Source organism: Streptomyces sp. NPDC023157 (genome assembly GCF_055560575.1).
Genome location: NZ_JBVHIL010000003.1, coordinates 680,708 through 698,780 on the forward strand (window position 1 = coordinate 680,708; position 18,073 = coordinate 698,780).

Consider the following 18,073-nt stretch of genomic DNA (forward strand, 5'->3'; position numbering starts at 1 on the left):
ATGAAGGGGAACGACGTGAGCGACGTGAACGACGCCGGCCGGCCGGACGAGCGGCTCGGAGTCGCCGTCATAGGCGCCGGCTACTGGGGCCCGAACCTGGTGCGCAACTTCCAGGCCAGCGACCGCTTCCGGCTGCGCTGGCTGTGCGACCTCGACGTCACGCGCGCCCAGCGGGTCCTCGGCGGGTACTCCACCGTCCAGGCCACCGACGACTACGCGGCGGTCCTCGCCGACCCGGCGGTGCACGCCGTCGCCGTCGCCACCCCGGCCGGCACCCACCTGGACGTGGCGCTCGCGGCGCTGCGCGCGGGCAAGCACGTCCTGGTCGAGAAGCCGCTGGCCACCACGTACGCCGACGGGGCGCGGCTGGTCGCGGAGGCCGAGGAGCGCGGCCTGACCCTGATGTGCGACCACACCTACTGCTACACCCCGGCGGTGGCGAAGATCCGCGAGCTGGTGCGCGAGGGCGCGCTCGGCGACATCCACTACGTGGACTCGGTGCGGATCAACCTGGGTCTGGTCCAGAAGGACATCGACGTGCTGTGGGACCTCGCCCCGCACGACCTGTCCATCCTGGACTTCATCCTGCCCGAGCACGTGGAGCCGGTCGCGGTCGCCGCGCACGGGGCGGACCCGATCGGCGCGGGCCAGGACTGCATCACGTACCTGACGCTCCAGCTGAACACCGGGGCCATCGCCCACGTGCACGTCAACTGGCTCTCCCCGACCAAGGTCCGCACCACCATGGTCGGCGGCTCCAAGCGCACCCTGGTCTGGGACGACCTCAACCCCGCCCAGCGCGTCGCGCTGTTCGACCGCGGGGTGGACCTGGCGACGCCGCAGGAGCTGGGCGCGGACGAGCGCCGCGAAGCCCTCATCTCGTACCGCAGCGGCGACATGGTCGCCCCGGCGATCGGCGAGAAGGAGGCGCTGCGCAGCATGGTCGACGAGTTCGCGGCGGCGATCACGGAGGGCAGGCCGCCGCTGACCGACGGCCGGGCGGGCCTGCGCGTGCTGGACATCCTGGAGGCGGCGTCGCGGAGCCTGCAGTTCCGCGGCGCGGTCGTCGGGCTGCGGACCGGCTCCGACCGGTCCCTCAAGAACGGTGACGAAGTGCGGGGAGAACAGCGTTGAGCGATATCGCGGGCAAGCGGGTCCTGGTCACCGGCGGTGCCGGCACCATCGGCTCCCATGTGACGGACCTCCTGGTGGAGGGGGGTGCGAGCCAGGTCGTCGTGCTGGACAACTTCGTGCGCGGGCGGCGGGCCAACCTCGCCAAGGCCCTGGCGAGCGGCCGGGTCGAGCTCGTCGAGGGCGACATCCGCGACGCGGCGACCGTCCACCGGGTGACGGAGGGCGCCGACCTCGTCTACCACCTGGCGGCGATCCGCATCACGCAGTGCGCGGAGGAGCCCCGGCTCGCCAACGAGGTCATGGTGAACGGCACGTTCAACGTCCTGGAGGCCGCCGCGGCCGCCGGGGTGGGGAAGGTGATCGCCTCCTCGTCGGCCTCCGTGTACGGCCTGGCGGAGTCGTTCCCGACCACCGAGCGGCATCACCCGTACAACAACGACACGTTCTACGGCGCGGCCAAGGCCTTCAACGAGGGCATGCTGCGCAGCTTCCACGCCATGTACGGCCTGGACTACGTGGCGCTGCGCTATTTCAACGTGTACGGGCCGCGGATGGACATCCACGGCCTCTACACCGAGGTGCTGATCCGCTGGATGGAGCGGATCGAGGCGGGCGAGCCGCCGCTGATCCTCGGCGACGGCACCCAGACGATGGACTTCGTCGACGTCCGTGACATCGCCCGCGCCAACATCCTGGCGGCGCGCGAGGGGCTCACCGACGAGGTGTTCAACGTGGCCAGCGCCACCGAGACCTCGCTGCGCGAGCTCGCCGACGGCCTCCTCGGCGTGATGGGCTCCGGCCTGGAGCCCGTGCACGGCCCGGCCCGCGCGGTCAACGGGGTGACCCGGCGGCTCGCGGACACCACGCGCGCCGAGGAGCGGCTCGGCTTCAAGGCCGAGATCGACCTGCGGACCGGTCTGCGGGACCTGGTCGACTGGTGGCGGGCGGAGAAGGGCGCGACGGCGACAGACTCCGACGTAGCTGCCGTAGCTGCTGTGGCCGCCGAGGCCGCCGTCGGGAAGGCGCCCGTACGGATCCCCGTGATGGTGCCGTGGCTCGGCGAGGAGGAGGCGAAGGCGGCCTCCGACACCGTGCTCTCCGGCTGGGTCGCGCAGGGCCCGAAGGTCGCCGCGTTCGAGCAGGCCTTCGCGGAGCGGGTCGGCGCCCGGCACGGGATCGCGGTCAGCTCCTGCACGACCGCGCTCCACCTGGCCCTGGTCGCCCTCGGAATCGGCCCCGGGGACCAGGTCGTGGTCCCCTCGCTCTCCTTCATCGCCACCGCCAACGCCGTACGGTACGTGGGCGCCGAACCGGTCTTCGCCGACGTCGACCTCGCCACCGGCAACCTCACCGCCGCCACCGTGGACGCGGTCCGCACCCCGGACACCAAGGCCGTCCTCCTGGTCCACCAGGGCGGGGTGCCCGCGGACGTGACCGCGCTGCGGGCCGCCTGCGTGGGCTGGGGGCTGCCGCTGGTCGAGGACGCGGCCTGCGCGATCGGCTCCACCGTCGACGGCGCGTCCGTCGGGCGGGGCGCGCTGCTCGCCGCCTGGTCGTTCCACCCGCGCAAGCTGCTCACCACCGGCGAGGGCGGGATGGTCACCACCGACGACGACGCGTGGGCGGCGCGGCTGCGCCGGCTGCGCGAGCACGGGATGAACGTCTCGGCCGCCGAGCGGCACGCGAGCGGCAAGCCGGTCCTGGAGAGCTACCTGGAGACCGGGTTCAACTACCGGATGACCGACATCCAGGCCGCGGTCGGCCTCGCCCAACTGGCCAAGCTGGACGCGATGGTGGCCCGCCGCCGCGAGCTGGCCGCCCGTTACGGGGAGCTGCTGCGGAACGTGCCCGGCCTGGAGCCGGTGCGGGACCCGGCGCACGGGGAGGGCAACTTCCAGTCGTACTGGGTGCTGCTCGCCGAGGACTTCCCGGTCGGCCGCGACGAGCTGCTCGCCGTGCTCGCCGAGGCCGGGGTGTCGGCCCGCCGGGGCATCATGGCCGGCCACCTCGAACCGGCCTACACGGGGCACCCCGCCGGGCCGCTGCCGGCCACCGAGCGGATCGCCCGCGACTCGCTGATCCTGCCGCTGTTCCACACCCTGAGCGAGGAGCAGCAGGACCGCGTGGTCGCCGTCCTGCGGGAAGCGGCGGCGCGTCCGTGACCGAGCTCGTCATCATCGGCGCCGGCGGCTTCGCGCGGGAGACCGCGCAGGCCGCCCGCGCCGCCGGCCTGCCCCTGGCGGGCCATCTCGACGACGACCCGGCGCTGCACGGCGTCGAGGTCGACGGCGTGCCGGTGCTCGGCGGCAGCGCGCTGGTGCGGGAGCTGCCCGGCGCGTCCTTCGTGGTGTGCGTCGGCAGCCCGCGCGACTACGCGTCCCGGGCCCGGGTCGTCGAGCGGCTCGGGCTGCCGGAGGAGCGGTACGCCACCGTGGTGCACCCGACCGCGGTGGTCTCCGCGAGTTCGGCGCTCGGCCCCGGCACGGTGCTCCTCGCGCACGCGGTCCTGACGGCCGCGGTGCGGGTGGGCCGGCATGTCGCGGTGATGCCGCACACCGTCCTCACCCACGACGACGAGGTGGCGGACTTCGCCACCCTCGCCTCCGGGGTGCGGCTCGGCGGCGGCGCCCGGATCGGCCGGGGCGCCTACCTCGGCGCGGGCGCGCTGGTCCGCGAGGGCACGGCGGTCGGCGCGTGGTCGCTCGTCGGCATGGGCAGTACGGTCCTGGCCGACGTCCCCGCCGGCGAGGTGTGGGCCGGGTCGCCGGCCCGCCGGCTGCGCGCGGCGGCGCCCCCGGCCCTCGCACAGCTCACGGCGGACGGCCGCGGCCCCGCCGACGGCACCGTCCCCGAGCCGGGACGGCCGGTCCCGCACGTCCCGTACGTCCCGCCCGTCCCGGCAAGAGGAGTGAACGGCACATGAACCAGATCCCCCTGGTGGACCTGAAGGCGGCGCACGCCGAGGTCGCCGAGGAGATACGCGCCGGCTTCGACCGGGTCCTGGCCGGGACCGCCTTCATCGGCGGTGCGGAGGTCCGGGAGTTCGAGCGGGAGTACGCCGAGTTCGGCGGCGTCGCGCAGGTCGTGGGCGTCGCCAACGGCACCGACGCCCTGGAGCTGGCGCTGCGGGCGAGCGGGGTCGGCTCCGGCGACGAGGTGGTCGTCCCCGCGAACACCTTCATCGCCACGGCCGGCGCGGTCGCCCGGGCCGGGGCCCGGCCGGTCCTGGTCGACTGCGACCCGGAGACCCTGCTGATCGACCCCGCGGCCGCCGTGGCCGCGGTCGGGCCGGGCACCCGGGCCGTGGTGCCGGTCCACCTGTACGGGCAGAGCGCGGACGTGGCCGCGCTCGCCGCCGCGCTGCCGGAGCGCGTACGGATCGTCGAGGACGCCGCCCAGAGCCAGGGCGCGAGCCGGGACGGACGGACGCCGGGGAGCGGGGGCATCGCCGCCACCAGCTTCTACCCGGGCAAGAACCTCGGCGCCTACGGCGACGCGGGGGCGGTGCTCACCGACGACCCCGAGGCGGCCGCCCTGGTGCGGGCGATCGCCAACCACGGCGGGGTCGAGAAGTACCGGCACGACGTGCCCGGCTTCAACAGCCGGCTCGACGGGCTGCAGGCCGTGGTGCTCCGGGCCAAGCTGCGCCGGCTCGCCGCCGGCAACGCGGCCCGGCGGGCGGCGGCGGCCCGCTACGACGAGCTGCTCGCCCCGCTCGCCGCGTCCGGGCGGCTGGTGCTCCCGGCCACCGCCGAGGGCAACGAGCACGTCTGGCACCTGTACGTGGTGCGGGTGCCCGGGGCCGACCGCGACGCCGTGGTGGGCAAGCTCAACGCGGGCGGCATCGGCGCCGGGGTGCACTACCCGGACCCGGTGCACCTGACGCCCGCCTACGCCCACCTCGGGTACCGCCGAGGGGACTTCCCGCACGCCGAGCGGGCCGCCGGCGAGATCCTCTCGCTCCCGCTCTTCCCGCAGATCACCCCCGACCAGCAACAGCAGGTCGGGGACGCGCTGGTCAACGCCCTGAACTAGGGCCCGCTCCCCCACCCCGGCCGGTAGGCCTGGACCTGTACTGCCGTGAAAGGTACAGCGATGCAAAACCGATTCCGTCGAGCCAGAGGCGCCCTGTTCGCCCTGGCGGCGGCGCTGACCGCGATCTTCCTGCCACCGGCCGGAGAGGCGAGCGCGCTCGCCGACCCCTGCGGAACGGGCGGCAATCCCATCGTCTGCGAGAACTCCAAGCCGGGCACGCCCCTGTCCGACTGGTTCGCGGGCAGCTCCTGGGGCGACATCGCGGGATTCCCCACCAAGATGAGCCTCCAGGCCGGGGAGACCCTCCAGTTCAAGGTGCAGTCCCCGTCCGCCTACCGGGTCCGGATCTACCGGCTCGGCTGGTACGGCGGTGACGGCGCCCGGCTGGTCTCCACCCAGGCCCAGGCCGACCAGACCTACCCCGCCACCTACTTCTCCCAGCGTCCCAGCTGCCTGAAGGACCAGCCGACGGGGCTGATGGACTGCGGCAACTGGCCGACGACCGTGAACTGGACCGTGCCGGGCGACGCGGTCTCCGGCCTGTACGTGGCCAACTTCGACCAGGCCGACGGCAACGGCCTCATGCCGTACCCGTTCGTGGTGCGCAACGACGCCAGCCGCTCCGACATCGTCGTACAGACCTCGGACCAGACCTGGCAGGCGTACAACGACTGGGGCGGCACGAACCTGTACGACGGTCAGGGTCCGGCACCCGACGGGCGGGCGTACAAGGTCAGTTACAACCGCCCGATGGACATCGGCGGCGAGAACGGCATCTACGGCTCCGAGTTCGAGATGATCTCGTGGCTGGAGCGCAACGGCTACGACCTCAGCTACGTCTCCGGACTGGACACGGCCACCCGGGGCTCCGCGCTGCTCGCCAACCACAAGATGTTCATGTCGCAGGGGCACGACGAGTACTGGACGCAGGAGCAGTTCACCAACGTGCTCAACGCGCGGAAGGCGGGCCAGCACCAGACCTACTTCTCCGGCAACGAGATCTTCTGGAAGACCCGCCTGGAGCCGAGCATCGACGGTAGCGGTACCGCGAACCGCACCCTGGTCTCCTACAAGGAGACCAAGCTCAAGTTCCCCACGCCGAACGGCGTGCCCGACCCCAGCAACGTGTGGACGGGCACCTGGATGGATCCTGACAGCACCAAGGAGGGCGAGCCCTACCGGCCGCAGAACATCCTCACCGGTTCGCTGTTCCAGGTGAACGGCCCCCGCAACGACGCCATCACGGTGCCCGCCGCGTTCGCGAAGATGCGCCTGTGGCGCAACACCTCGGTCGCCGGCCTGACCGGCAACCAGGTGGCCACCTTCCCGCAGGGCACCCTCGGCTACGAGTGGGACAGCGACATCGAGAACGCCTCCCGGCCGGCCGGCCAGATCAGGCTCTCCTCCACCGTCGTCGACGTCAACGACGGCAACTACCTGCTCGACTGGGGCAATTACTACGGCAACGGGACCGCTACCCACAGCCTCGTCGCCTTCCGCGACCAGACCTCCCACGCCCTGGTGTTCGGCACCGGCACCGTGCAGTGGTCCTGGGGTCTGACCAACGTCCCGACGGCGGATCCGGACGGCGGGGTGGTCACCGAGGACAAGCGGATGCAGCAGGCCACCGTGAACATCCTGGCCGACATGGGCTTCCAGCCGAAGTCCCTCCAGGACGGCCTGGTCCCGGCCGAGGCGTCCAAGGACCTCACCGGCCCCACGGTCACCGTGACCAGCCCGGCCCCGAACGCCTCGGTGCCCGCGCTGCGGCAGATCACCGTCACCGGCACGGCGGCCGACTCGGGCGGCGTGGTCGCCCGGGTGGAGGTCTCCACCGACGGCGGCACCACCTGGAAGGCCGCCGAGGGCACGGGCTCCTGGAGCTACAAGTGGACCCCGCTCACGGAGGGCCCGGCGCAGCTCAAGGTCCGCGCCGTCGACGACAGCGTCAACCTCGGCAACGTCACCACCGTCCCGCTGACCGTGACGCAGCAGCAGTGCCCGTGCGCGGTGTGGCCGGCCACCGCCACACCCTCCAAGCCGAACAGCGGCGACGGCAGCTCCGTCGAGCTCGGGGTGAAGGTGCGTAGCTCGGTGCCCGGCGCGATCACCGGTGTCCGCTTCTACAAGTCGAGCGCCAACGTCGGCACCCACAAGGGCAGCCTGTGGTCCGCCACCGGCCAGCTCCTCGCGACCGGCACGTTCACCAACGAGACCGCCTCCGGCTGGCAGGAGCTGAAGTTCGCGAACCCGGTCCCGGTGAAGGCCAACACCACGTACATCGCCTCGTACTTCGCGCCGAGCGGCGGATACTCCTACGACGCCCACTACTTCACCGACAAGAACGCCGGTCTCGCCCCGCTGACGGCCCTTCAGTCCGGTACCGACGGCGGCAACGGCGTCTACCGGTACGGCACCACCAGCGGCTTCCCGAACCAGGCGTCCGCGGGCAGCAACTACTGGGTGGACGCGATCCTGGAGACCGGCACGGCGAGCACCGTGCCGCCGACCGTCACCGGCCGCACCCCGAGTCCCGGGGCGACCGGGGTGTCGATCACGGCCCCCCTGTCGGCCACCTTCAACCAGAGCATCGACAGCGGCACCCTGCTGTTCACCGTGCAGGGCCCCGGCGGCGGCTCCGTCCCGGGCCGGGCCACGCTCGACGGCGACGGGAAGACCGCGGCGTTCACGCTCAACAGCCAGCTGGCGCTCGGCACCACGTACACGGTCTCCGTGCAGGCCGCCGACCTGTGGGGCAACGCGATGCCCGACCCGGTCACCTGGACCTTCACGACGAGCGCGACCCCGCCGCCGGCCGCCTGCCCCTGCACCCTGTGGGGCACGCAGACGGTGCCGTCGAGGACCGCGGAGACCGGTGACGGCAACTCCCTCGAACTGGGCACCCGTTTCCAGTCCTCGCTGAACGGCAAGGTCACGGGCATCACGTTCTACAAGGGAGCGACCAACACCGGCAGCCACACCGGAAGTCTGTGGGCCGCCGACGGCACCCAGCTGGCCACCGGCACCTTCGGCGGCGAGACCGCCACCGGCTGGCAGACACTGACGTTCGCCACCCCGGTCGCCATCACCGCGGGCACCACCTACGTGGCCTCGTACCACGCGCCGAACGGCAACTACGCCTCGGATCCCGGGTTCTTCACGGGCGCCCACCTCAACTACCCGCTGTCGGCGCCCGCCGACGCGAGTGGCGGCGCCAACGGGCTCTACCGGTACGGCGCCACGAGCGCCTTCCCGAACAACTCCTACAACGCGACGAACTACTGGGTCGGCCCGGTCTTCACGACCGGCTGACCGGCCGACCGCACCCACCGAAATCGGGGAACGCACCACATGAGCTCAGTCAGCGTCGTCATCCCCTGCTACAAGTACGGCCACTTCCTGGCCGACTGCGTACGCAGCGTGCTCGACGAACAGCCCGGCCTCGACGTGCGGGTGCTCATCATCGACGACGCGTCCCCCGACGACTCGGCGGAGGCGGCCCGGAAACTGGCCGCCTCCGACCCGCGGATCGAGGTACGGGTCCACGAGACGAACAAGGGGCACATCGCCACCTACAACGAGGGCCTGCTCGAATGGGCGGACGGCGACTACGTCGTGCTCCTGTCCGCCGACGACCGGCTGGTCCCCGGGGCGCTCGTGCGGGCCGTGGCCCTGCTCGACGCCCACCCGGAGGCGGGCTTCGCCTACGGCAGGCCGCTGCGCTTCCAGCACGGCGGACCGCTCCCGGCGGCCCGCACCCGCTCCACCGGCTCCGTGGTCTACCCCGGCCACTGGTGGCTGGAGCGGCGCTTCCGCGAGGGCACCGGGTGCATCACCTCGCCGGAGGTGGTGGTCCGCACCAGCCTCCAGCGGAAGGTGGGCGGCTACGACCCCGAGCTGCCGCACGCCGGGGACATCGAGATGTGGATGCGGCTGGCCGCCCACGCGGACGTCGGCTACGTCGCGGGGGCGGACCAGGCCTACTACCGGGTCCACGGGAACAACATGTCCACCACCGACTTCGGCGGGCAGCTCGACGACCTGCGGCAGCGCCGCGCCGCGTTCACGGCGGTCCTGGAGAAGTGCGCCGACCGGCTCCCCCAGGCCGACCGCCTGGCGGCCCTGGTCGACACCCGGCTGGCCCGGCAGGCGCTGCGGCGGGCCTACCGGGCCTACGACCGGGGGCGCACCGGCGTCGTACCGGTCGAGGAGCTGGTGGACCTCGCCCGGCAGTGGCGGCCGGACGCCGAGGCGCTGCCGGAGTTCCGGGCGCTGCGGCTGCGGCGCCGGATCGGGGCGCGGGTCATGCCGTACCTCCAGCCGCTGGTGCTCTCGGCGGTGGTCGACCGGGGCCGCGAGTGGCTCTGGTGGCGGTCGTGGAAGCGCCGCGGCATCTAGGGCCCGTCTCAGGGATCTGAGCCCGGCATGATCCGAACGCAGGCCCTCGTTCCCCTCCCAGCGAAAGAAAGGCTCATCCGTGAACTACCGCGTCCAGCCCACCGCCCAGGTCGACGAGAAGGCCGTCGTCGGCGCGGGCAGCAGTGTGTGGGAGCTCGCCCAGATCCGCGAGGACGCCCGGCTCGGCGAGAACTGCGTGGTGGGGCGGGGCGCGTACGTCGGCCCCGGGGTGACCATCGGCGACAACTGCAAGCTGCAGAACTACGCCCTGGTGTACGAGCCGGCCGTGCTCGGCGACGGCGTCTTCATCGGCCCGTCCGTGGTCCTGACCAACGACCACAACCCGCGGGCGGTGGACCCCGACGGGCGGCTGAAGCGGGGCGGCGACTGGGAGCCGGTCGCGGTCCGGATCGGAGACGGCGCGGCCGTCGGCGCCCGCTCGGTGTGCGTGGCCCCGGTGACCATCGGGCGCTGGGCGCTGGTCGCGGCCGGTTCGGTGGTCACCGCGGACGTTCCCGACTTCGCCCTGGTGATGGGGGTCCCGGCCCGGCGGGCGGGCTGGGTCGGCAAGGCCGGCGTCCGGCTGGCCGAGGAGGCCGGCACGCCCGGTGTGTGGCGCTGCCCGGAGACCGGTGAGCGGTACGAGGAGCGCGACGGGCGGCTCACGGAGTACGGTGCGGCGCGCTGAGCCGCCGTCCGCGCCGCGCCGCCGCGATCCGCTCGGTCCACAGCGCCGCCATCACCCCGGCGAGGGTGCCCAGCGCGCCCGCGCCGGCCACGGCGCGGGTGCGGTTGGGGGGCAGGGCGACGGTGCCGGGGCGGTTCACCAGGTCGACGGTGAGCAGGGTCGCGGACGGCACGTGCTGCGCGGCCTGGAGGGCGTTCAGGTGCTTGCCGTACACCCCGATGATCAACTGGACCTGGCGGTCCGCCTCTTCGGGCCGGGTCTGCTCCGACTCGACCTGGAGGGTGGGGATCGAGTAGTACGGGGTGGCGCTGGTGCCGCTGTTGCGGGGCGTGATCCGGTAGGTGCCGCGTACGCCGGCGGCCCGCAGCTCGGCGTGTCCGGCGGGCGACTGGAGCTGCTGGACGACGGCGTACGACACGAGGGCCAGCGAGGGCTGGAGGTTGGTCAGCTGGTTGGGCTGGTTGCCGGTGCGCGGGGGCTTCACCACGAGCACCGCCGAGCTCAGGCAGCGCGGCGCGGGCCGCAGCGCCGGGTAACAGGCGGCGCCGGTGAGGAGCATGGCGAGGACCAGGACGTACCAGCGGCGCAGCAGCACGCGGGCCAGTCCTTCGGGAGTCAGCACGTCTCTTTCCATCAGCGTCGATACTGGCAGCACGAAGAGGAACCGGGGGAGGGTTCGTGAGCATCGCCGAGATCTTCCGCGTCCTGGCGGGGCGTTGGTACGTGATGGTGCCGCTGACCCTGCTGAGTCTGCTGGCGGGCGGCTACCTGTACACGACCGTGCCGGTGACGTACGAGTCGCAGAGCCAGCTCGCCCTGCTGAACTCCAGCAAGGTGGCGAAGCCGGCTCCCAGTTACGGCAACACCCTGGCGTACGCGAGCGGTTCGCTGATCGGCACGGCCGATGTGCTGATCCGCGCGCTCCAGTCGCCCGAGACGGCCCGTTTACTCCAAGGCCGTGGGATCACCGACGAGTACGGCGTGGACTTCGCCGCCCAGGCGGAGGGGCCGCTGCTCACCCTGACGGTCAAGGGCGAGGACAAGGCCAAGGTCCTGGAGGAGACCCGGAAGATCACGGACTACGCCTCCGAGCAGCTCCAGGTGCTCCAGGAGCAGGCCCGGGTGCCGGAGGGCTACTACGTCAGGTCGGCGCGGATCGTGCCGCCGCAGAAGCCGGTCTCGCAGCCCAAGTCGCGGTACCAGAAGGTGGCCGCCGTCGTCGTCTTCGGCGTCACGGGTGCCTTTCTGCTGTCCTTCGTGATCGAGACCTGGGCGGTGGCCCGCCGCCGCACCCGCGGTCTGCCCGAGCTGCCCGTCCCCCCGGCGCCCCGGCCCGGCGCGGGGCGGCTGCGCACCCTGCTGACCCGGCCGCTGGACGCCACGGCCGTCCTCACCGGCTATCTGGCGCTCGCCCTGTTCCTCCCGTCGAACCTGGCGCTGCCGGCCCTCGGCGGCGCCGGGACCCCGGCGAACGTCTTCGCGCTGCTCGGCCTGTTCTGGTACCTGGCGACCTGGTGCCGCGGGCGGATCGCCCCCGCGCCGGGGACCCGCACCATGCGCACGGTGATGCTGCTGCTCGCGGTCGGCGTGCTCCTGTCGTACGTCGCCAACCAGGACCGGATCAGCTCGCAGAAGGAGATCCTCGCCGCGGACCGGGGGCTGATCGTGCTCCTGGTGTGGGTGTCCCTGGTGGTGCTGACCACGGCCGGGATCCAGGACCGGGGGCGGCTCGACGTGCTGATGCGGCGGCTCGTGGTGATGGGCTCGATCGTCGCCCTGCTCGGCCTGTACGACTTCTTCACCGGCACCAACATCGCCGACTCGCTGCGCGTCCCGGGCCTGAACTCCAGCGTGGCGAACGTGGCGGTGCTCGACCGGGGTTCGTTCACCCGGCCGCGCTCGCTGACCGCGCACCCGCTGGAGTTCAGCGGGATGCTCGCCATCCTGCTGCCGTTCGCCATCGCGCAGGCCTTCGACCCGGTGCGGGCGCATCTGCCCGGGTGGAAGCGCTGGGCGCCGGTGGTGCTGCTCGGCGGCGGGCTGCCGCTGACGGTGTCGCGGACCTCGATCATCGGTCTGCTGGTGGTCGTCCTGATCATGGTGCCCCGGTGGAAGCCGCAGCGGCGGTGGACGGCGATCGGCATCCTGTTCGGCGCGGTGGCGGTGTTCAAGGTGCTGGTGCCGGGGCTCATCGGCACCATCACCACCCTCTTCTCGGGCAGCCTCAACAACGCGGACAGCAGCACCCAGGCCCGCACGATCAAGTACCCGAAGATCGCCGAGTACTTCGCGCAGGACCCGGTCCTCGGCCGGGGCTTCGGCACCTTCACGCCCGAGCGCTACTTCTTCACCGACAACCAGTACCTGCTGACGCTGGCGGAGCTGGGCGCGCTCGGCGTCCTCGTCCTGCTCGTCCTGGGACTCACCGGGGTGCACAACGGCGGCGCGATCCGGCGGCTGGCCCGGGACGAGGCGGACCGGGAGCTCGGCCAGGCCTTCTTCGCCTCCGCGCTGGTCGCCCTGGTGATCAGCGCCACCTTCGACACCCTGAGCTTCCCCATGTTCGCCGGCGTCTTCTTCCTGCTCCTCGGCGCGGGAGGCAGCTGCCTCGGATTCGTACGGCGCGAGGCGGAAGCGGCCCGGCGGGCCGAGCGGGCCCCCCGCCGGCGCGCGCCCGACTCGACGCACCTCGTGGAGATCTGATGCACGATCAGCAGCAGGACACGGCACCGGTCGCCGTCCTCGTCGTGACCTGGAACAGCGCCGAGGTGCTGCCCGGCTTCCTGGAGTCGCTGCCGGCCGGGATGGGGGGCCTGGACTGGCGTCTCGTCGTCGCCGACAACGCCTCGTCGGACGACACGGTCGCCGTGGTCCGCAAGCACGCCCCCGAGGCCACCGTCGTCGAGACGGGCCGCAACGGCGGCTACTCCTTCGGGATCAACGCGGCCCTGCGCGCCGCGGCCTCCTGGGAGGGCGGCTTCGGCCCGGTGCTGATCTGCAACCCGGACGTCCGGATGGACGAGGGCTGCGCGGCGACCCTGATCGGGGCGCTGGGTGAGCCGCTGCCGGACGGCACCCGGGTGGGCGTCAGCGTGCCGCTGCTGCACGAGGAGGACGGGTCGCTCATCCACTCGCTGCGCCGCGAGTCCAGCGTGACCCGGGCGCTCGGCGAGGCCGTGCTGGGCAATCGCAGGGCCGGGCGTTTCCCCCGCTGGAGCGAGCTGGTCACGGCGCCGTCCGCGTACACCGGGCGGACCTCGGCGGACTGGGCGACGGGGGCGCTGCTCGCGCTGTCCCGGGAGTGCGTGGCGGCCTGCGGGCCGTGGGACGAGTCGTTCTTCCTGTACTCGGAGGAGACGGAGTACTGCCTGCGCGCCCGGGACCTCGGGCTGCGCACCCGCCTGGAGCCGCGGGCGCGGGCGACGCACCTGGGCGGCGACTCCCGGGTCTCGCCCCGGCTGTGGTCGCTGCTGGTGGTGAACCGGGTGCGCCTGTTCCGGCGCCGTCACGGCCTGCCGGCGACGGCGGCGTTCCGCTCGGCGGTGCTGCTGCGGGAGGCGTCCCGGGCGGCGCTCGGCCGGGAGCCGGCGCGGGCGGCGGTGCGCGCCCTGCTCGGCGCGCCCCGCTCGCCTCACCAGGACGTGTAGAAGCTGCCGGGGTTGACCAGGTAGCGCACGGTGGGCCGGTCGAGGTGCGCCACCCGGCGGCCTCGGCTGTAGCGGCGGATCAGCTCCCAGTCCTCCCGGGGCAGCACCTGGGGGGTGCGCCGCAGCCGGCTGAAGCGCAGGGCGGGGACACGCCGGGCGACGAAGGCGTTGGTGTCGAGGAAGGCCTCGTGGGCGGCCCTGCGCCGGTCGAACGGCACCGACAGGACGTCCATGTCGCTGCCGTCCGGCCGTACCCTGCGCAGCGCCGTGTACACGCCGTCGGGCCCGCCGGGGGCGGTCAGGGCGCCGAGCGCCTCCTGGAGGTGCTCGGGTTCCCAGAGGTTGTCGTCGTCGAGGAAGGCGACGTACCGCGAGGCGGTGAGCCGGATGCCGACGTTGCGCACCACCCCGGCCACGCCGGTGTTGCGGCTGAGCGAGACGGCGAACAGGCGGGGGTCCGCTGGGAGTTCGGGCAGGCCGGCGCCGTCGTCCACCACGATGACGACCTGGTCGCGGACGGACTGCTCCAGGGCCGAGCGGACGGCCCGCAGCAGTGCCTCGGGCCGTCGGTGGGTGGCGATGACCGTGGCGACCTCGGCCGTGGGGCGCCGGCCGAGGACCCGGGCGAGCCGGGCGGTCTCGGCGTCCTCGAAGCGGCGCAGCCGGACGGCGCCCGGCGCGAGGAGGACCTTGTTGCGGAGCTCGTACAGGACCAGCCACCCGAAGCGCCGTTTCAGCAGCTCCCACGGCCCTCTGAGGACCCGGCGCATCAGACCCGGGTACGGACGGCCGTCAGCGACTTCGTGAGTCCGGCCACCCGCTCGCTGAGGATCACGGAGCGGGGGAAGAGGTAGCTCATCTCGGCGCGGGTGAGCAGTTCGATGTTGATGACCGCGTCCATGCCCTCCTCGGGCGTGGCGGGGCGGCTGTGGGTGAGCGGCCAGTGCCGGACCAGCTTGGCCTGGGCGGCCAGCGGCAGGAACTGGAAGCCGGGGGCGAGGAAGTGCGGCTCCACCGGGAAGTACCGGTAGGGGGTCTGCACCCAGTGCAGCGGGGCGAGTTGTTCGATGGCGGCGACGAAGCGGCGGCGCTGGCTGGGGCCGCCGACGTGCTCGATGGTGGAGTTGGAGACCACCAGGTCGAACTCCCCCAGTCGGGCGGGGATCTCGGGGTCGGTGACGTCGGCGGTCTCGGCGGTGATCCAGTCGGGCAGCTCGGTGGGGTGCGCCTCCAGGTTCACCAGGTGGACCTGGAGGGGGCGGTGCGGGGAGCGCTGCCAGTTCTCCGCGGTGCCGCCGAGGTCCACCACCCGCATCTTCTCGATCTGCGGGAAGCACCTGCGGAATCGCTCCCAGCGGGCCGCACGGAATCGTTCGCCGAGGGAGTCGGGCGCGTCGACGAATCGGTTGCGGAGGGCACGGGTGCGCGACATCGCATCAACCACCTGGAGTGAGTTCGGAGTTCGGGCCCGCTCAGAGGAGTCGGGGACGTGATCAACCGTAGTGGGGGATGGGGTGATTTATCAGGTGGATGCCCGGAACGCGGCCTCGCACTTTCGGTGGGTCTCAGGACGGGTCGGCGGGGACGACGGGGGTGCCGTCGGCCATCCGGTTGCCGCGCCAGACGTTGCCCTTCCCGGCGGCGTTCCAGTAGGCGACGGCGCCGTACCGGCCGCCCGCCGGGTAGATCTCGGGCGAGAAGACGTTGTCGGTGACCTCGATGGAGCTGGAGTCCTTGCCGCCCGCGTAGAGCGTGTAGGCGCCGCCGGCGAGCCAGTTGGCGTCGACGACGGTGTGGGTGACGGGGGCGGCGTCGGCGAACAGGCCGATGGCGGCCGAGGCGCCCTGCTCGACCGGGGTCGCGTTGATCAGGGTGTTGTGCCGGATGATCAGCTTGCCCTTGCCGCCGCCGTTGCTGATGACGGCGTTGGTGTGCTGCCACTGCCCGTCGAGGTTCTTGTACGGGACGATGCCGTGCACGTAGTTGTCGTGCAGGTTGCCCTGGCCCATGGAGAGGGCGTCACCGAAGCCGGTGATGTCGCAGTGGCCGACCTCGACCGAACTGGTGCTCATGTTGGAGACGGCGTAGTCCGAGCCGCCGTTGTTGGGGCCCTTGCCGGGGACGGCGGTGATCGTGGTGTGCAGGATCCGCAGCCCGGAGAAGCCGGGGCGCAGGTTGATCCCCCACCAGTTGGTGGAGGTGACGCGGCTGTCGATCACGGTCACGTCGTTGGCGTAGATGTCGAGCGAGCCGGTGATGTCCCAGCCGCTGATGACGGTGCCGTCGGTGCGGATGCTCGCGTTGCCGGTGCTCTGCGGGGTCAGCGTGGCGACCCGCGGCCCGGTGCTGCTCGCGTCGGGGAAGCCGCAGGCCCGGGGGCTGGCGCAGCCTTTCGGGGCGCGCGGTTTGGCGTCGGAGGGGCCGGCGGACCGGGCCGGGCCGCCGGCGCTCTCACCGGGGGCGGTGATGGCGCGGGAGTCGCACAGCGCCGCGCCGCCGAGGCAGACGGCCTTGGCTCCGAGTCCGGTGAAGGTGATCAGGGAGAAGAGCAGGACGGCACAGAGCAGCACCGCTCCGAGGAGCTTGCGGCGGCCGGTTCGGGCCAGGGGACTCACCTCATCGTTCACGTGCCGGGGTGGCCGGCTGCCTCGGCGCCGGTACGGCGGGGTCGGCGCTCTCCCCCTGCCCGGCCGGGCCCCGGCCGAACCGCGCGAGCGCGCCGCGCACCAGTCTGCGGCCGGGCAGGACGCACAGCGCGTAGCACACGAGTCCGATGACACACGTGGCGGACAGGGCCCAGACGCCCTCCCCCAGTTCCCGGCGCAGCAGCACCAGGACGCCCGCCATCAGGGCGCCGCCGAGGACCGGCCGGACGCAGACCCGGACGACGGCCCGGGTGGCGATCCCGCCGCGGCGCAGCGCCAGCAGGAAGGCCGGCAGCACGACGACGCCCGCGACCAGGACATGGCCGGCGGCGACCGTCTCGATGCCCCCGGCGCGGGCGGCCAGCACCAGCACGGGGACCAGGACGACCAGCCAGAGCCCCTGGATGACCAGGAGCGAGCGGCGCCGGCCGATGGCTACCAGACAGTCGTACGTGAGTTCCGCGGCGATCCGGGCGAGGCCGAGGGCCATCAGCCAGGGCAGCGCCTGGGCGGCGGGCAGCCATTTGGCCCCGTAGACGAGTTCGACGGCGGGTCCGGCGAGCGCGCCGAGCAGGACGCAGGCCGGGACCGTGGCGCCCATCAGGATGCCCAGCGCGTTGCCGAAGCCCTGGGAGAGGGCCTTGGGGTCGTCGGCGAGCCGGGAGAAACCGGCGAAGGAGACCCGGCGGGCGGTCTCCGAGATGACCCGCACCGGCCAGCCCGCCATGTTGAAGGCGAGCATGTAGAAGCCGAGCGAGATGTTGCCGAGGACCGCGCCGACGATCATGGCGTCCGCGTTGACGACGGCCAGCGCGAGCATGCTGGCGCCCGCGAGCGGCAGGCCGAAGCGGAGCAGCGCCCGGGCCTGTGCCGGGTCCCAGCCGAAGCGGAGCATGCCGGGGGCGGCGAGCGCGCAGCCGGCGAGGGCGACGACGTTGCCCGCGACGGCGCCGCAGGCGAAGCTCATGGCGCCCCAGCCGTGGAGGGCGAGGGCCAGGGTCACCGAGGTGCTGACGACGAAGTTGAGCGCGTCGATGATCATCCGGCGGCCCTGGGCGAACTCGCGGGTGAGGACGCCCGCGGGGACCTGGGAGAGCCCGTCGAGCACGAGGCAGACGCACATCACCCGCAGGACCGCGGTGGCCTCGGTGGAGCCGAGCAGGCCGGCGACGGCGGGCGCGGCGGCGAACAGGCCGAGGTAGAGCAGGCCGCTGGAGACCGCGCTGAGGGTGAGGACGGTCGGCGCGAACCGGCGGACGTCCCCCTCCCAGCGCACGATGGCCAGCGAGACGCCGAGTTCGTTGGCGGAGAGCAGGACCATCAGGACGGTCTGTGCGACGCCGTACACGCCCCAGGCGGCCGGGTCGAGGACGTAGCGGACGAGCACGATGCCGGTGGCGAAGTTGCCGAGCCGCATGACCATCGTGTTGATGAGGCTCCACCGGGTCGCCGAGCGGACCTTGGTCCCCAGGGTCGCCTGGTCGCCGGGGGCGGCGGGCGCGGCGGGCGCGGTTTCCATCGGGAGG

At 72.9% G+C, this 18,073-nt stretch carries 14 protein-coding genes; 9 read left to right on the top strand and 5 right to left on the bottom strand.

What is annotated here, in order from left to right:
* The first annotated feature begins 15 nt into the window (after positions 1–15).
* The 7 genes from ACZ3ZE_RS14040 (at position 16) to ACZ3ZE_RS14070 (ending at position 10,255) form a co-directional block, all read left to right on the top strand.
* Complete coding sequence (locus ACZ3ZE_RS14040) at positions 16–1,134, top strand: Gfo/Idh/MocA family protein (protein WP_361179026.1); 1,119 nt, start codon at positions 16–18, stop codon at positions 1,132–1,134.
* On the top strand, positions 1,131–3,296 hold the full coding sequence (locus ACZ3ZE_RS14045) for an aminotransferase class I/II-fold pyridoxal phosphate-dependent enzyme (RefSeq protein WP_467259144.1): 2,166 nt from the start codon (positions 1,131–1,133) through the stop codon (positions 3,294–3,296). The genes ACZ3ZE_RS14040 and ACZ3ZE_RS14045 overlap by 4 nt, the downstream gene beginning before the upstream one ends.
* The gene (locus tag ACZ3ZE_RS14050; protein WP_467259147.1) at positions 3,293–4,057 is read left to right on the top strand and encodes a NeuD/PglB/VioB family sugar acetyltransferase; all 765 of its coding nucleotides are present in this window, start codon (positions 3,293–3,295) and stop codon (positions 4,055–4,057) included. Before ACZ3ZE_RS14045 ends, ACZ3ZE_RS14050 begins: the two co-directional genes overlap by 4 nt.
* Positions 4,054–5,169: a DegT/DnrJ/EryC1/StrS family aminotransferase gene (locus ACZ3ZE_RS14055; protein WP_467259150.1), complete on the top strand. Its 1,116-nt coding sequence runs from the start codon at positions 4,054–4,056 to the stop codon at positions 5,167–5,169. Before ACZ3ZE_RS14050 ends, ACZ3ZE_RS14055 begins: the two co-directional genes overlap by 4 nt.
* 60 nt (positions 5,170–5,229) lie before the next feature.
* Positions 5,230–8,481 (top strand): DUF4082 domain-containing protein, encoded by a 3,252-nt coding sequence (locus tag ACZ3ZE_RS14060; protein ID WP_467259153.1) that lies wholly within the window; start codon positions 5,230–5,232, stop codon positions 8,479–8,481.
* A gap of 39 nt (positions 8,482–8,520) precedes the next feature.
* Positions 8,521–9,567, top strand: a complete 1,047-nt coding sequence (locus ACZ3ZE_RS14065; protein WP_361179039.1) for a glycosyltransferase family 2 protein — start codon at positions 8,521–8,523, stop codon at positions 9,565–9,567.
* 79 nt (positions 9,568–9,646) lie between these two features.
* Positions 9,647–10,255, top strand: coding sequence for an acyltransferase (locus ACZ3ZE_RS14070; protein WP_361179041.1), 609 nt, complete (start codon positions 9,647–9,649; stop codon positions 10,253–10,255).
* Here the strand turns inward: ACZ3ZE_RS14070 and ACZ3ZE_RS14075 are convergent.
* Entirely contained in the window at positions 10,230–10,877 is a 648-nt protein-coding gene (locus ACZ3ZE_RS14075; RefSeq protein ID WP_467259156.1) for a YveK family protein, read from the bottom strand. The genes ACZ3ZE_RS14070 and ACZ3ZE_RS14075 overlap by 26 nt on opposite strands.
* A gap of 56 nt (positions 10,878–10,933) precedes the next feature.
* On the opposite strand from ACZ3ZE_RS14075, the gene ACZ3ZE_RS14080 reads away from it, so the two are divergent.
* On the top strand, positions 10,934–12,958 hold the full coding sequence (locus tag ACZ3ZE_RS14080; protein WP_361179045.1) for an O-antigen ligase family protein: 2,025 nt from the start codon (positions 10,934–10,936) through the stop codon (positions 12,956–12,958).
* Complete coding sequence (locus ACZ3ZE_RS14085) at positions 12,958–13,902, top strand: glycosyltransferase family 2 protein (protein WP_467259159.1); 945 nt, start codon at positions 12,958–12,960, stop codon at positions 13,900–13,902. Before ACZ3ZE_RS14080 ends, ACZ3ZE_RS14085 begins: the two co-directional genes overlap by 1 nt.
* On the opposite strand, the gene ACZ3ZE_RS14090 is transcribed toward ACZ3ZE_RS14085, so the two are convergent.
* The 4 genes from ACZ3ZE_RS14090 to ACZ3ZE_RS14105 form a co-directional block, all read right to left on the bottom strand.
* Positions 13,887–14,672 (bottom strand): glycosyltransferase family 2 protein, encoded by a 786-nt coding sequence (locus ACZ3ZE_RS14090; RefSeq protein ID WP_361627611.1) that lies wholly within the window; start codon positions 14,670–14,672, stop codon positions 13,887–13,889. The two genes, ACZ3ZE_RS14085 and ACZ3ZE_RS14090, sit on opposite strands and share 16 nt — an antisense overlap.
* Positions 14,672–15,334, bottom strand: a complete 663-nt coding sequence (locus ACZ3ZE_RS14095) for a class I SAM-dependent methyltransferase (RefSeq protein ID WP_361179052.1) — start codon at positions 15,332–15,334, stop codon at positions 14,672–14,674. Before ACZ3ZE_RS14095 ends, ACZ3ZE_RS14090 begins: the two co-directional genes overlap by 1 nt.
* Before the next feature lie 133 nt (positions 15,335–15,467).
* The gene (locus ACZ3ZE_RS14100) at positions 15,468–16,517 is read right to left on the bottom strand and encodes a right-handed parallel beta-helix repeat-containing protein (protein WP_361179054.1); all 1,050 of its coding nucleotides are present in this window, start codon (positions 16,515–16,517) and stop codon (positions 15,468–15,470) included.
* Between the two features lies 1 nt (position 16,518).
* Positions 16,519–18,066 (bottom strand): oligosaccharide flippase family protein, encoded by a 1,548-nt coding sequence (locus tag ACZ3ZE_RS14105; RefSeq protein ID WP_361179056.1) that lies wholly within the window; start codon positions 18,064–18,066, stop codon positions 16,519–16,521.
* Positions 18,067–18,073: the final 7 nt, after the last annotated feature.